Consider the following 13,560-nt stretch of genomic DNA (forward strand, 5'->3'; position numbering starts at 1 on the left):
CCCTTCCACCGGCGTAGAGCAACCCCAACCGCTCCCCCACCAGCTCCAGCTCCCGCACGTTGTGGGGCCACGGGTAGTCCGCCAGCAGGCGCCGGGCATCCGCGCCCAGCACCGGAGGCTCCCGCCGCACCCGGCGCGCGGCACGCGCGAGGAAGCCCTCGAACAACACCAGCACATCCGCCCGGCGCTCGCGCAAGGGAGGCACCTCCAGCTCGAAGCCCATCAAACTCCGAGCGAGCGACGCGTCCACCTCCCCGTGGGTCCCCAGCAGTGTCACGGGAACCGACGCGGTGACGAGCAACCGCACGTCCACGGGCTCCTCGCCGCCCTGCCGCGCTGGCGCCACCCTTCGAGCCAGCAGTCGAGCCAGCCGCTCAGCGGCGCTCCGAGGCAGCGCCTCGACGTGCTGGAGCAGCAGCGAGCCCCGGTCCGCGCGAAGCAACGCGGACGCCACGGGAGGCTGTCCAGGCGCGCTGGCGCGGCCGAAGAGGGCCTCCTCGACGACTTCGGTGGGCTGACGGCAGTCCACCACCACCAGCGGCTCCAGCGCCCGGGGCGATCGAGCATGGACGACCCGCCCCAACATCGTCTTGCCCGTCCCGGACTCGCCATGGAGCACCACGGGCGCGGCGCTGTTCGCCGCCCGCCGAGCACCGTCCATCAGCGCGCGCAGCGGCCTGGACGTCCCGATGAGCACGGGCGCGGGCGACTCCGCCTCCATCCGGGAGCGCACCGCCGTATAGGCCTCGCCCCCCAGCCGCCCGAGCGCCGCGAGCAGCTGCCCCTCGCCACCGGTGAACGAGGAGTCCGAGCGCGTCGCATAGAGCACGCCGAAGGGCATCCCTCCGGAGGCCACGAGCGGCGCGCACATCTCCGTCTCCGACTGGACCAGCTCCTTGCGCTCCAGCGCCACCTGCGCCAGCGAGCGAGGCACGGACATGGACTCCGCGCCCGACACCGCCGCGGTGAGCAGCCCCGTGTTGCTTCCCAGCAGCGCCGCGGCCCGGTCGGCGCTGAGGGCTCGAGCGACTTCATCCGCCAGCCGCCGCAACACCATGGCCTCGCTGGTGGCCCCCAGCAGCGCCGTGCCCGCCGAGTACAGCGCCGCGGCGGCGCCCACGTGAGGCAGCACCTCTTCAATCGGGACGTGGCCAGGTGACGTCGGCCCGCCTTCCACGAGCGTCACTGGGGGCGGCTCGAAGACAGCCACCGTCAAACCCACCCGGACGCGGTCGCCGGGATGCAGCACCACCTCGCCGCTGATGCGCGCGCCGTTCAGCAGCGTCCCGTTGCGAGAGCCCAGGTCCGTCAGTCGGACCTCTCCCTCGTGGACGGTCAGCTGGGCGTGCTTGCGGGAGACCTGGTCATCGCGCAGGGGGATTTCGCAGGACGGGCTGCGGCCAATGGCCATGTCCGAGAGCACCTCGAAGCGGCGCCCCGCGGACGGGCCAGTGAGCAGCAGGAGTGCGGGCATGGGGCGCGGAGCCTAGCGTCCCCGAGGACGCGGGCAAGCGCCGCCATGTCGCCCTACATCGGCCTTTCGGCGTTCAACAGGGTCCGAATCTCCCCTTCATCCAGGGCCCGGCCCTCGCGGCTGAGCGCCAGGGCGTTGACCTGGGTCTCTTCGACCTCGACGTGAGCGCCCTTGCGCCACTCGGTGGTGTGCACCGCGCCATCCACGAGCTTGCCGACGAGGGTGCCGTCGTCCCGGGCCATGAGCTCCAGCCAGAGGTTCTCCACCACCGTGTTTCCATCCGGGTGGGTGTCGAAGGGGGCCCGGACGAGGAAGGTGAGCGGCTCCATCAGCCCCCGGCGCTGGAAGCGCGCGAGGAAGGAGGGCAAGAGCGCCTGGGCCTCACGGCGCATGGACTCCGTCTGCTCCTCGGGCTCCTGGGTGAAGCGCTCGCGGTACGGCGCCAGGAGCTGGGACGTGTTGTGGCGCCCCAGGGGGGACACCACCGTGAGGAAGAGGCCTTCATGCCCCTCGAAGGTCTCCAGCGGCACGCCCAGCAGGTTGGCGCGCGCCTCCTCGGAGGGCACCACCATGAACGCCTGCCCCTCGCTGGTGCCCACTTGGGAGCGCAGCGCGGGCCCCTGACCGAAGGCCAGGTCCGTGCACAGCTCGTGCAGGAAGCTCTCCGCGGGCAACAGGTCCTGCTCCGCGAGGTGGAAGATCTCCAAATCCCGGGCGCCGAACTTCTCCATGCCGTGCGAGTGCACCCACAGCGGCGTGTCGCCCTCCGTCACCTCCACCGCGTGCAGGTGGACGTGGTCCCGGATGTCGAAGTCCAGCTCGGTGATCTCCACCACGTCCTCGGGCTCGTGCAGCTTGAAGGCCGCCAGGTCCACGAGCACCCCGGGCACATGCTCCAGCAGGGTGCGCACGGCCCACAGCGCCTCGAACACGGGCAGCGTGGGCTGCGCCCCACCCGGCTCCAGCGCCAGGTGGTAGTAGGCCTTCGCCTTGCTCAGTCGAGTGAAGGCCTCTGGACTGCCGCTGTACGCGGCCTTGTTGAACTTGGGCAGGCCCTCGGGGCCCACCGTCAGCCGGACATGCACCTCCGAGCTGTCCGCCCGGAGCACGAAGCCCTGGCCGTCCTCGGCTGGCGTGAACTCCACCTCGTCCGTCGCGAAAGAGGCTCGCAGGGCATCCAGCGGTGCGGGCCCTTCTTGCTCGGTCGCCAGGAGGTAGACCTCCATCACAGGTGCTTCTCGATTTGCTGAAAGAGGTCCACGCGGTCCACCAGGTCGGTCAGGTAGTCGAGCTTGTCGGTGGCCAGCACCAGGACTGGAGACAACCGGTAGGCACCGAACCATTCCTCATACAGGGCATTGAGGCGCTGGAGGTAGCGGGTGGGGATGTCCTTCTCCATGGAGCGGCCGCGCAGGGCGATACGCTCCTTCAGCGTCTGCACGGGGCAGCGCAAGTAGATCATCAGGTCGGGCGGACGCAGCGACTCGGAGATGGTCTCGTAGAGCTCGCAGTACGTCTTCCAGTCCCGCTTGTCGATGAGCCGCTGGCGGTGGAGGTTCTTGGCGAAGATCTCCGCGTCCTCGTAGAGGGTGCGGTCCTGCAGCACGGTACCGGGCGTGCGCTCCAACTCCCGGTGGAGGCGGAACTTATGCGTCAGGAAGAAGAGCTGTGAGCGGAAGGCCCACGTCTTCATGTCCTTGTAGAAGTCCGCGAGGTAGGGGTTTTGGTCATTGGGCTCGAAGGACGGGGTCAACCCGTACTTCCGGCAGAGGAACGACGTGAGCTCCGTCTTCCCGGCGCCGATGTTGCCCGCGATGGCGATAAACTTTTTCCTGGCCACGCCACCCCTGCTTGTAACCCCGCCAAGCTGCGCGCACCAGCAACAAGGTAAGGAAGGCTCGTGGTAGAAGAAGTGCATGCCCCCGAGCCGTCCCTCTCGCCGCGCCCCTGGGCGCCGCCACCTCCCGGGGTGCGGCCGCCTGTCCGGCCGTCCGGGACAGGACATCTGGCCGCGGGGCTGCCCTCGGGCCGCGACTTCCGTCGGCCCGACGAACCGGCCCCGAGGAGGGGGCTGAGGGATGCGTAAGCTCTTCTGTGTCGTGACGGCGGGCGTGTGGACCCCCATCAGCTTCGTCCTGGCCATCCTGGCGATGGTGTTGACGCTGAGGCCGGCCAACTCCGTCTGGGTGGCTCGCAGGATCTGGTCTCCGGTGTTGCTCTGGGCCGGTGGCGCGAAGCTGGAGGTCCTGGGCCAGGAGAACGTGGACCCGCGGCGGGCCACCATCTACGTGGCCAACCACCAGTCCACCATCGACATCCCGGCGCACTTCATGGCCGTGCCCGTGCCGTTCCGTTACGTGGCGAAGGACCAGCTCAAGTGGGTGCCGTTCATCGGCTGGTATCTCGCGCTCGCCGGTCACGTCTTCGTCAACCGGAGCAACCGCTCCAAGGCCATCGCCTCGCTGGACGCGGCGGCGGCCAAGATTCGCGGCGGGACGAGCATCTTCCTGTACCCCGAGGGCACTCGCTCCCCGGACGGCCACATCCTGCCCTTCAAGAAGGGCCCCTTCGCGCTCGCGCTCAAGGCCCGCGTCCCCATCTGCCCCGTCACCATCGAGGGCTCCGGCAGCCTGATGCCCAAGGACAGCTGGAACATCACTCCCGGCCCCATCCGCGTGAAGATTGGCAAGCCCATCGACACCACGGGCTTCGCGGAGAATGACCGGGAGGGCCTCGCCCGCGCCGTGCGAGAGGTCATCATCGCCGACAGCCTCGCGCTGGGCGGCAAGGGTGGCGACCCCGAGGACTCCGTCGCCGCCGCGGGCCTCGAAGGCATCAGCGCCGCCCGCGCCACCTCCACTCCCTGAGACGTTCTCCCGTGACGACGACTCCCGCCTTCCGCTTTCGCCCCTGGGCCCGCGCCGCCGTACTGGGCCTGGGTCTGCTCGCCGCCGGCTGCGGCCACACCACCTCGGCCACGACGGGCGCCCCCCTGCCCACCGACGAGCGCTCCCGGGCGCGGGCGTACCTGGAGGAGAACCAGCCGCAGAAGGCGCTCGGGCTCCTGAAGGACCTGCACGCGAAGGCCCCCGAGGACCTGGACGTGGCCCGCACCCTCACGGAGGCCCAGGTGAAGGCGGGCCGCACCGACGCGTGGATCGAGGAGCTCCAGGCGCGCATCGCCGCGAGCGAGCGGGCGGTGGACCAGTACATGCTCGGGCTGGCCCTGTTCTCCCGGGCGAAGGACGCCGGCGCGCCGGCCGTCACCGCCTTCGAGCGAGCCATCACCCTCTCTCCGGACACCGCCGAGTACCACCACCGCCTGGGTGTCGCCCGCCTGGAGTCCGAACAGTACGCCGCCGCCGTGGAGCCCCTGCGTCGCGCGGCGGCGTTGGCCCCCGAGCGCACCGCCTGGCGCCTGCCCCTGGCCAAGGCGCTGCACCGCACGGGAGACCCGGCGGGTGCGGTGGAGGCCCTGGGCGTGGTGGTCCGAGGCCGGCCCGCCCCGTCCGACGTGGCCACGGCGCGCGCGCTGATGGAGCAGATCAGCGACCCCTTCGGTGGCATCCCCAAGGCAGCCGAGGCCAAGCTCGAAGAGGGCCTGCGCTACCTGAACGACCTGGATGCCCCCCAGCACGCCATCCTCGCCTTCGAGGAGGTGCTGCACGACTACCCGGACCTGGCGGTGCTGCACTCGCTGCTGGGCCTCGCCTATCAGCGCCTGGACGACGCGGGCCGCGCGGTGGACGAGTTCAAGCAGGCCATCGAAAGCGCTCCTCGCGACGGGAAGAACCACCTCTACCTGGGGGAGCTTTACGCCTCCCGTCAGCGTCCGGACGCGGCCCGTGCGTCGTTCGAGAAGGCTGTCGCGCTGCATCCGCTGCTGGACGCGGCCTGGTTCCGGTTGGGTGACCTGCATCTCGATCGCAGGGACCTGGCGGCGGCCCGCGAGGCCTTCATCGTGGCGGTGTCCCTGTCGCCCGACTCCATCCCCGCACGGGGAAAGCTCGCGCTCGTGTACCAGCTCGACGGCGACTACCCCGCCGCGGAACGTGAGCTGCGCTACGTGGTCGAAAAGGACCCGGAGAATGTGGAGTTCTCGCTGCGGCTGGGGCTGCTCTTCACCGAACAGTCGATGAAGTCCACGCGTCCGCAGGTGAGGAAGACGGCGGCCGAGGAGGCCGAGCGCTGGCTCTCCAAGGTGCTGGAGGCGCAGCCGGAGAACGCCATCGCCTCGCGTGCGCTGCAATCCCTCAAGGGCCAGTAGCCACCAACGGGTCGTGCCCTCTACACTTCGCGCTTGATGAGTGATGGCCGCAAGTCTCCGCGCACGGCAACCAATCCCGGCACGCAGCCCCGGACGCCGAGCAGTCCAGGCATGCCTCGCACGCCGACGGATCCGGGCACCCTGCGGGTGATGTCCGCCGCGCGCACCGCGCCGCTCCAGAAGGGCAAGCAGGACGGCGCCCTCGGACAGCGGCTCGCGGGCGAGGCGTCCAATCAGGCCCTCAATGCGCTCTCCATCCTGAAGGAGTTCGCGGGCGACTTCCGTCAGCGGGATCGCTTCTTCAAGTACAAGGCGTCCATCGTCGCCGGGTGGCTGGCGTTGACTGTGGCGAGCTTCGCCATCGCCTGCCCCGGCAGCTCCGTTCAGACAGGGGACATGGACGCGCGGCTGGTGCTCAGCGACAAACTGGACCGGCCCTCCATCACCATCTGGAACGAGAGCAAGGAGGCGTGGAAGGACGTCACCCTCATCGTCAACGGCCAGTACCGCGCGGCCGTGCCTTCGGTGGGCGCTGGTGAGTTCATCACCATCACCCCCAAGCAGCTCATGGGCACCAGCGGCGCCGCCCCCGCGGACCTGCGCTTCAACACGCTGGAGATGCGCAGCAGCGACGACAGCGCGAACCTCACCGAGGACCTGCTCAACGAGTGGAAGCGCCTGCTCGGGCCGAAGTAGCTTCCAGGAGCCCCGCAAACACGAAGGGCGCCCTTCCCCACGGGAAGAGCGCCCTCTGCGTTTCCACCAGCCCCTCCTCACGAAGGGGCATGGAGACGGGCCTTACTCGGCCTTGGTCTCTTCGGCGGGAGCGTCGGCGGCGGGCGCGGCCTTCTTCTCGGGCCGGTCCACCAGCTCCAGCAGCGCCATCTCCGCGGCATCACCCCGGCGGAAGCCGAGGCGGATGATGCGGGTGTAGCCGCCGGGACGCGTGGCGTAGCGGTCCTTGTACTCGCTGAAGACCTTCTGCAGCACGTCGCGGTCCTTCACCGTCCGAGCCGCCAGACGCACGTTGGAGAGCCCACCGCGCTTACCCAGCGTGATGATGCGCTCCGCCAGCTTCCGGGCCTCCTTGGCCTTGGGAACCGTGGTGCGGATGGCCTGGTGCTCGAGCAGCGAGGTGACCATGTTGTTGAGCATCGCGAGCCGGTGGCTCGTGGTGCGGTGCAGCTTTCGTTGTCCGACCTTGTGACGCATCGTCGTGCTCCGGGTCCCCGCGTGGGGGCCACCACTCCGGCCGTATCAGGTACCGGGTGGGAAGGGCGACCCCGACACGAGGCTCGCCACTGCTGGTTGAGCCGGGTCAACCGCACCAGACCCCTTCCCTCCGCGCCGCGTGCTGCCGTGTCGCGGGCACGGAGGAAAGTACCACGAAGACTCTACGCCTTCGGCGCCGCCGGGGCCGGAGCCTGCTTCGGGGGCCAGTTCTCGAGCTTCATGCCGAGCGACAGGCCCATCTCCGCGAGGATCTCCTTGATCTCCTTCAGCGACTTGCGGCCGAAGTTCTTCGTCTTGAGCATCTCGGCCTCGGTGCGCTGCACCAGGTCGCCGATGGTCTTGATGTTCGCCTGCTGCAGGCAGTTGGCGGAACGCACCGACAGCTCCAGCTCATCCACCGAGCGGAACAGGTTCTCGTTCAGCTTCGCCTCTTCCTTCGGCGCCTCGGCGATGACCGGCTCCTCCGTCTCGTCGAAGTTCACGAAGACGGTGAGCTGCTCCTTGATGATCTTCGCCGCGTACGCCACCGCGTCCTGAGGGGACACCGAGCCGTCCGTCCAGACCTCGAGCGACAGCTTGTCGAAGTCGGTGACCTGACCGACGCGCGCGTTGGTGACCTGGTAGTTCACCTTGCGGGTGGGCGAGAACAGCGAGTCGATGGGGATGGTGCCGATGGGCGCGCCGATCACCTTGTTCGAGTTGGCCGGCACGTAGCCACGGCCGCGGCGGCACGTCAGCTCCATGCGGAGCTTGCCACCCTCGGAGATGGTGCAGATGTGGTGACCTGGGTTGAGGATCTCCACGTCGGCGTCGGTGATGAGGTCACCCGCCTTCACTTCCTTGGGCCCTTCCGCCTCGATGCGCAGCGTCTTCGGCTCGTTCGTGTGCATCCGAAGGAGGACTTCCTTCAGGTTCAGCACGACGTCCGTGACGTCCTCGGACACCTCGGGGATGGTGGTGAACTCGTGGTCCACGCCCTCGATCTTCACCGAGGTGATGGCCGCGCCCTGCAGCGACGACAGGAGCACCCGGCGCAGCGAGTTGCCCAGGGTGGTACCGAAGCCACGCTCCAGCGGCTCCGCGATGAACTTCCCGTAGGTGGGCGTCAGGCTGTCCTGGTCCACCTCCATGCGGCGCGGCTTGATGAGGTCACGCCAGTTCTTCGCAATGTACGTATCAGCCATGGTGTACGACTCCTCGAGACGTGCGCCACCACCGACTTACCCACCGGAAGGGCGGGAGGATGGCCACGTAGGGGACTGCGATAAAGCACGACGCCCCGGCCTCGTCGGCCAGGGCGTTGACTACGTCGTCCAGGCCCGAATGGGCCTGGCGCGGCGATTACTTGGAGTAGAGCTCCACGATGAGCTGCTCCTGGATGGGCATGGTCAGGTCCTCGCGGTTGGGGACCGTGCGCACCGTGCCCTTGAACGACTTCTTGTCCAGGTCGATCCACTGCGGAACGCCACGGCGGTCCACCGTCTCCAGCGCCTCGGAGATGCGGAGCACCTTGCGGCTCTTCTCCACGACCTCGACGGACGTGCCGGGCTTGATGGAGAACGAGGGGATGTTGACCTTGCGGCCGTTCACCTGGAAGTGGCCGTGGCGGACCAGCTGGCGCGCCTCGTTGCGGGTATCCGCGAAGCCCATGCGGAACACCACGTTGTCCAGGCGGAGCTCCAGCTGCTGCAGGAGGTTCTCACCCGTCTTGCCCTTGGCGGCGGACGCGCGGTGGTAGTAGCCGCGGAACTGGTTCTCCAGCAGGCCGTACATGCGCTTGACCTTCTGCTTCTCGCGCAGCTGCACGCCGTAACCAGAGAACTTCACGCGGCCCTGGCCGTGCTGGCCGGGGGGATACGGGCGGCGCTCGATGGCACACTTGTCCGTGTAGCAGCGGTCGCCCTTCAGGTACATCTTGAGGTTTTCGCGCCGGCAGATACGGCAAGCGCTCGCGGTGTAACGGGCCACAGACTTCTCCTTAAAGGTGATCTGGAGCCGCCCCCACGCCGGTGGCGCGAAGGGCGGCCCGGACGAAGGGGTTAGACGCGGCGGCGCTTGGCCTGACGGCACCCGTTGTGCGGGATGGGCGTCACGTCGCGGATGAGGTTGATCTTCAGACCGGCGGCGGCCAGCGCGCGCAGCGCCGACTCACGGCCCGCGCCCGGACCCTTCACGAACACGGACACGTTCTTCAGCCCGTGCTCCATCGCCTTCGCCGCGGCATCACCGGCGGCCACCTGAGCGGCGAACGGGGTGGACTTGCGGCTTCCCTTGAAGCCACGCGCCCCGGCCGAGGACCAGGAGATCACGTTCCCGGACACGTCCGTGATCGTGATGATGGTGTTGTTGAACGTGGACTGGATGTGGACCACGCCATTGAGAATGCTCTTCTTGCCCTTGCGCTTGGCCTTCTTCGCGGCAGGGGCCTCGCCCTCGGCGCCCGTGGGCGCCGCAGCCGAAGTATTGGTCTCGTCAGCCATGTGAGTTGCTGCTCCTGAGAGGAGGTGATCGACGCCGGCACCTCACGGGCCGGCGCTGCGGTTTACCGAGCCGGAGCGGCCGGCTTCGCCCGAACGATGCCGCGCTTGGGACCCTTGCGGGTACGCGCGTTGGTGTGGGTGCGCTGGCCACGGACAGGCAGGCCCTTGCGGTGACGGAGACCTCGGTAGCAGCCCAGATCCATCAGGCGCTTGATGTTCATCGTCACTTCACGCCGGAGGTCACCCTCGACCTTGTAGCTGGCCTCGATGATCTCACGGATCTTGCGAGCCTGGTCCTCGGTGAGGTCCTTGGTCCGGGTGGTGGGATCGATGCCCGCCGCCTCGATGATGTCTTGCGCGGACTTGTTGCCGATCCCGTAGATGTACTGAAGCGAGATCACGGCGCGCTTGTTGGGCGGCAGGTCGATGCCGGCGATACGAGCCATCTTCGGTCTTCCTTCTGGAGTGGAGTTGGTCTGGAGCCAACAGCCTGTCGGCGGTTAGCCCTGGCGCTGCTTGTGCCGGGGGTTGGAAGCGCAAATCACGCGCACGATGCCCTTGCGGCGAACAACCTTGCACTTGTCGCAGATCTTCTTGACGGACGCCCGAACCTTCATGGAGCGAACTTCCTTCCTTCGAACAGATGAAAAGTCATGAGGGTCGCCACCCTAGTCCCAGAGCGGCGCCCTTTTCTACTTCGCCCGGTACGTGATCCGTCCGCGCGTCAGGTCGTACGGAGACAGTTCGACCTTCACCTTGTCTCCCGGGAGGATGCGGATGAAGTGCATCCTCATCTTGCCCGAGATGTGCGCGAGCACCTTGTGGCCATTATCCAGCACCACGCGGAACATCGCGTTGGGGAGGGGCTCCATCACCGTCCCCTCAACTTCGATGGAATCATCCTTCGGCAAGCGTCAAACCCTCTTCCCGGACCACGAACCTTCTGGAAGCGCGGCGGATTATCACTTTGGTCCGCAAGTGGCAAGCGTCCCGCGCGGGAAAACTCGGATTCCTACCAACCCACCATAACACCCTCATATTTCACCCGCAGTCCCGGCCCCTTCACGCCCCTCGGGTGAGCACCTCGGCTCCGCCATCCGTGATGAGGATGGTGTGCTCGAAGTGGGCGGACAACTTCCGGTCCGCCGTCACCGCCGTCCAGTCATCGTCCAGGAGTTCCACCTCGTGGGTTCCCTGGTTCACCATCGGCTCCACCGCGAGGACCATCCCCGACGGAGCTTCATCCCCGCCCCCGCCTGCCCATGGTTGGGCACGTGGGGGAACTCATGGAGCTTCCGGCCAATCCCATGGCCGGTAAAATCCCGGACGACAGAGTACCCCCGAGCCTCCACGTGCCGCTGGACGGCGTGCCCGATATCCCCCAACCGGTTGCCCGGCTTCATGGCCTGGATGGCCTTGTGGAGGGACTCACGCGTCGTGTCCAACAGGGACCTCGCCTCGGCCGACACCTTTCCCACCGCCACCGTCCTGGCCGCATCCCCGAACCACCCCCGGTACGACACCCCGAAGTCGAGCTTCATGAGGTCGCCCTCGGCCAGCTTCCGCCGCTTGCTGGGGATGCCGTGGACCACCTCATCGTTGATGGAGGCACATAGCACACACGGAAAGCCGAGGTAGCCCTTGAACGCCGGCCTGGCGCCCCGCTCCGCCGTCAGCCTCTCCGCCAGGGCATCCAAGTCCCAGGTGGTGATTCCCGGAGCGACCGCCTTCTCCAGCGCATCCAGGACGTCGGAGACAATCCGACCCGCCTGGCGCATGAGGGCTATCTCGTCCCGGGATTTGATCGCCACCTGGCTCATCAGCGCTCCGTGCGCGCCATCCGCGCACGGAGAACGGGTGGCAAGCGGCAATGGGCGCCGCAAGCGCCCAACGTCCGCTCGCCGGCCCGTCCGGGCATCAGACCTTGCCCCGACCCGCGGCGCTCTTGATCTCCTCGTAGATGCCGTCTGGCGAGCCCACACCGTCCACGCTCTTGAGCACGCCCTTCTTCGCGTAGAAGGCCTTCAGCGGGGCCGTCTCCGCGTCGTACTTCTGGAGGCGCTTCTCGATGACGTCTGGCATGTCATCCGGACGCTGCACCAGCCCCGTGCCGCACTTGTCACAGTACCCCGCGCGCTTCGGCGGGCTCTGATCCACGTGGTAGACGCTTCCGTCCACGGGGCAGACGCGCCGGCCGGAGCCACGCTCCACCAGCGTCTTGTGCGGCACCTCGAGCGAGACGACCGCGTCGAGCTGCTTGCCCAGCCGCCCCAGCATCCTTTCCAGCGCGTCAGCCTGGCCCGGCGTGCGCGGGAAGCCATCCAGCACGAAGCCCTGGGCCACGTCTGACTGCTTCAAACGCTCCTCGACGATACCGATGACGACTTCGTCCGGCACGTACTGGCCCGCCGCCATCAACGGACCCGCGACCTTCCCCAGCTCCGTCCCCTCCGCCACTGCCTTGCGGAGAATGTCACCGGTGGAGATCTGCGGGATGTGGAAGTCGGCGAAGAGCTTCTTCGCCTGGGTACCCTTCCCCGCGTTCGGCGGTCCCAACAGGATCAGGTTCATGTGCTCCTCTCAGCTCCCAAGGAAGGCACGGAAGTCGTCGGCCACGAAGCTTCCAAGCGCCCCCCATGTGCACCACCGAATACCTTGAACGACTCCATCCCGGAACGACGAGGCGCCCCTCCCCACGACGGGGAGAGGCGCCCGGGACGTGGAACGTCGTGACTCAGGCCGCCACGCGCACCCGGCCGCGGATGCGGGGGCCACGCGGCCCGGCGAAGCCTTCGTAGTTGCGGCTGATGAGGTGACCCTCGATCTGCTGCACCGTGTCCAGCGCCACGCCCACCACGATCAGCAGCGCGGTGCCGCCAAAGGTGAAGCGAACGTTGAGCATGCCGCTGATGACGGATGGAATCACACAGATGACCGCCAGGTACAGCGCACCACCGAACGTGAGCCGGTTCAGCACTCGCTCGATGAACTCCGCCGTCTGACGACCCGGACGAATGCCCGGGATGTAGCCGCCCTGCTTCTTGATGTTGTCCGCCACGTCATCCGGCCGGAAGGTCAGCGCCGTGTAGAAGTAGGCGAAGAAGATGACCATCAGCACGAAGAGGCCGTTGTAGATCCACAGGTTGCCTTCGATGGCGCGCTGCAGGTCCTGCAGGAACGGGAACCACGTGCCCAGCGTGGCCGGGAACGACAGCACCGCGCCCGCGAAGATGGGAGGGATGACGCCGGCGGTGTTGACCTTCATCGGGAAGTACGTGGCCTGGCCCGCGAACATCCGGCGCCCCGCCATGCGCTTGGCGTACTGGATGGGGATGCGGCGCATGCCGCGCTCCACATAGACCACCACCGCGATGATGAGGAGCATGAAGACCAGCAGCGCCAGGACCTCGGCCACCGCGATGACTTCCTGCCGCGTCAGGTCCAGCAGCGACTTGGCACCCGGGAGCACGCCAGCGACGATGCCCGCGAAGATGATGAGCGAGATGCCGTTGCCGATGCCACGCTCGGTGATGCGCTCACCCAGCCACATGATGAACGCCGTACCGGCCGTCAGGCTGATGACCGTCATGAAGGTGAACCAGACGCTGTCGTCCGGAACCACCACCTGGTTGAAACCACTCTGGCCCCCGTCGGAGCGCCCGAGGGACGCCAGCCACCGGGAGATTCCGATACCCTGGATGACAGAGAGGACGATGGTGCCGTAGCGGGTGTACTGATTGATCTTCTGCCGCCCCGCGGCGCCCTCCTTCTGCAGCCGCTCCAGGCTGGGGATGACCACCGCCAGCAGCTGCATGATGATGGAGGCGCTGACGTAAGGCATGATGCCCAATCCGAAGATGGACATCTGCTCCAGCGCGCCGCCGGAGAAGAGGTTGAACAGCGACACCAGTCCGCCCGACTGCTTCTGGGCGTCCATGAAGGCGTTCATCGCCGCCCGATCCACGCCGGGCGTATTGATGAAGATGCCGATGCGGTAGACGGCCAGCAGGGCTAGCGTATACGCAAGCCGGCTGCGCAGCTCCGCGATGCGGAAGACGTTGGCGAAGGCATTGAGAGCCACGGGGTAGCCATCCTCTTCGTGAGGG

17 protein-coding genes are annotated in these 13,560 nt (G+C 67.7%); 3 read left to right on the top strand and 14 right to left on the bottom strand.

The window, feature by feature from the left end; genetic code table 11:
- From HR086_RS10185 to HR086_RS10195, 3 genes are all read right to left on the bottom strand, one after another.
- On the bottom strand, positions 1–1,474 hold a 1,474-nt coding region (locus tag HR086_RS10185; protein ID WP_174465492.1), incomplete at its 3' end, for an FHA domain-containing protein.
- 53 nt (positions 1,475–1,527) lie between these two features.
- On the bottom strand, positions 1,528–2,700 hold the full coding sequence (locus tag HR086_RS10190; RefSeq protein ID WP_174462690.1) for a DUF2314 domain-containing protein: 1,173 nt from the start codon (positions 2,698–2,700) through the stop codon (positions 1,528–1,530).
- Positions 2,700–3,314 carry a deoxynucleoside kinase gene (locus HR086_RS10195; RefSeq protein WP_174459327.1) on the bottom strand — a complete coding sequence of 205 codons (615 nt, stop codon included), beginning with the start codon at positions 3,312–3,314 and terminating at the stop codon, positions 2,700–2,702. The genes HR086_RS10190 and HR086_RS10195 overlap by 1 nt, the downstream gene beginning before the upstream one ends.
- Before the next feature lie 238 nt (positions 3,315–3,552).
- On the opposite strand from HR086_RS10195, the gene HR086_RS10200 reads away from it, so the two are divergent.
- The 3 genes from HR086_RS10200 to HR086_RS10210 all read left to right on the top strand — a co-directional run bounded on the left by HR086_RS10200 (position 3,553) and on the right by HR086_RS10210 (position 6,437).
- The gene (locus HR086_RS10200; protein WP_141644015.1) at positions 3,553–4,341 is read left to right on the top strand and encodes a 1-acyl-sn-glycerol-3-phosphate acyltransferase; all 789 of its coding nucleotides are present in this window, start codon (positions 3,553–3,555) and stop codon (positions 4,339–4,341) included.
- An 11-nt stretch (positions 4,342–4,352) separates the two neighbouring features.
- Positions 4,353–5,741 carry a tetratricopeptide repeat protein gene (locus HR086_RS10205; RefSeq protein ID WP_174459326.1) on the top strand — a complete coding sequence of 463 codons (1,389 nt, stop codon included), beginning with the start codon at positions 4,353–4,355 and terminating at the stop codon, positions 5,739–5,741.
- Positions 5,742–5,852: 111 nt separating this feature from the next.
- A complete protein-coding gene (locus HR086_RS10210) occupies positions 5,853–6,437 on the top strand; it encodes a hypothetical protein (RefSeq protein ID WP_246137287.1) in 585 nt (194 codons plus the stop codon).
- Positions 6,438–6,539: 102 nt separating this feature from the next.
- Here HR086_RS10210 and rplQ read toward each other — a convergent pair whose 3' ends face one another.
- The 11 genes from rplQ to secY all read right to left on the bottom strand — a co-directional run bounded on the left by rplQ (position 6,540) and on the right by secY (position 13,535).
- Positions 6,540–6,953, bottom strand: coding sequence for a 50S ribosomal protein L17 (gene rplQ / locus HR086_RS10215; protein WP_174465493.1), 414 nt, complete (start codon positions 6,951–6,953; stop codon positions 6,540–6,542).
- Between the two features lie 182 nt (positions 6,954–7,135).
- Positions 7,136–8,158, bottom strand: a complete 1,023-nt coding sequence (locus HR086_RS10220) for a DNA-directed RNA polymerase subunit alpha (protein WP_141644011.1) — start codon at positions 8,156–8,158, stop codon at positions 7,136–7,138.
- A 157-nt stretch (positions 8,159–8,315) separates the two neighbouring features.
- A complete protein-coding gene (gene rpsD / locus HR086_RS10225; protein ID WP_141644010.1) occupies positions 8,316–8,942 on the bottom strand; it encodes a 30S ribosomal protein S4 in 627 nt (208 codons plus the stop codon).
- A gap of 71 nt (positions 8,943–9,013) precedes the next feature.
- Positions 9,014–9,454 (bottom strand): 30S ribosomal protein S11, encoded by a 441-nt coding sequence (rpsK, locus tag HR086_RS10230; RefSeq protein ID WP_174465494.1) that lies wholly within the window; start codon positions 9,452–9,454, stop codon positions 9,014–9,016.
- Between the two features lie 62 nt (positions 9,455–9,516).
- Positions 9,517–9,900 (bottom strand): 30S ribosomal protein S13, encoded by a 384-nt coding sequence (rpsM, locus tag HR086_RS10235; RefSeq protein WP_141644008.1) that lies wholly within the window; start codon positions 9,898–9,900, stop codon positions 9,517–9,519.
- Between the two features lie 54 nt (positions 9,901–9,954).
- Positions 9,955–10,071 carry a 50S ribosomal protein L36 gene (gene rpmJ, locus HR086_RS10240; protein WP_002633586.1) on the bottom strand — a complete coding sequence of 39 codons (117 nt, stop codon included), beginning with the start codon at positions 10,069–10,071 and terminating at the stop codon, positions 9,955–9,957.
- Positions 10,072–10,146: 75 nt separating this feature from the next.
- Positions 10,147–10,365 (bottom strand): translation initiation factor IF-1, encoded by a 219-nt coding sequence (gene infA, locus HR086_RS10245; RefSeq protein WP_002614803.1) that lies wholly within the window; start codon positions 10,363–10,365, stop codon positions 10,147–10,149.
- Positions 10,366–10,516: 151 nt separating this feature from the next.
- The gene (locus HR086_RS49410) at positions 10,517–10,660 is read right to left on the bottom strand and encodes a hypothetical protein (RefSeq protein WP_305794058.1); all 144 of its coding nucleotides are present in this window, start codon (positions 10,658–10,660) and stop codon (positions 10,517–10,519) included.
- Positions 10,654–11,274, bottom strand: coding sequence for a type I methionyl aminopeptidase (map, locus tag HR086_RS10250; protein ID WP_305794059.1), 621 nt, complete (start codon positions 11,272–11,274; stop codon positions 10,654–10,656). Before map ends, HR086_RS49410 begins: the two co-directional genes overlap by 7 nt.
- A gap of 97 nt (positions 11,275–11,371) precedes the next feature.
- On the bottom strand, positions 11,372–12,025 hold the full coding sequence (locus tag HR086_RS10255) for an adenylate kinase (RefSeq protein ID WP_174459324.1): 654 nt from the start codon (positions 12,023–12,025) through the stop codon (positions 11,372–11,374).
- Between the two features lie 163 nt (positions 12,026–12,188).
- Entirely contained in the window at positions 12,189–13,535 is a 1,347-nt protein-coding gene (gene secY / locus HR086_RS10260; RefSeq protein WP_141644005.1) for a preprotein translocase subunit SecY, read from the bottom strand.
- Between the last annotated feature and the right edge of the window lie 25 nt (positions 13,536–13,560).

The organism is Myxococcus sp. CA039A (genome assembly GCF_013336645.1).
Lineage (GTDB): Bacteria > Myxococcota > Myxococcia > Myxococcales > Myxococcaceae > Myxococcus > Myxococcus llanfairpwllgwyngyllgogerychwyrndrobwllllantysiliogogogochensis.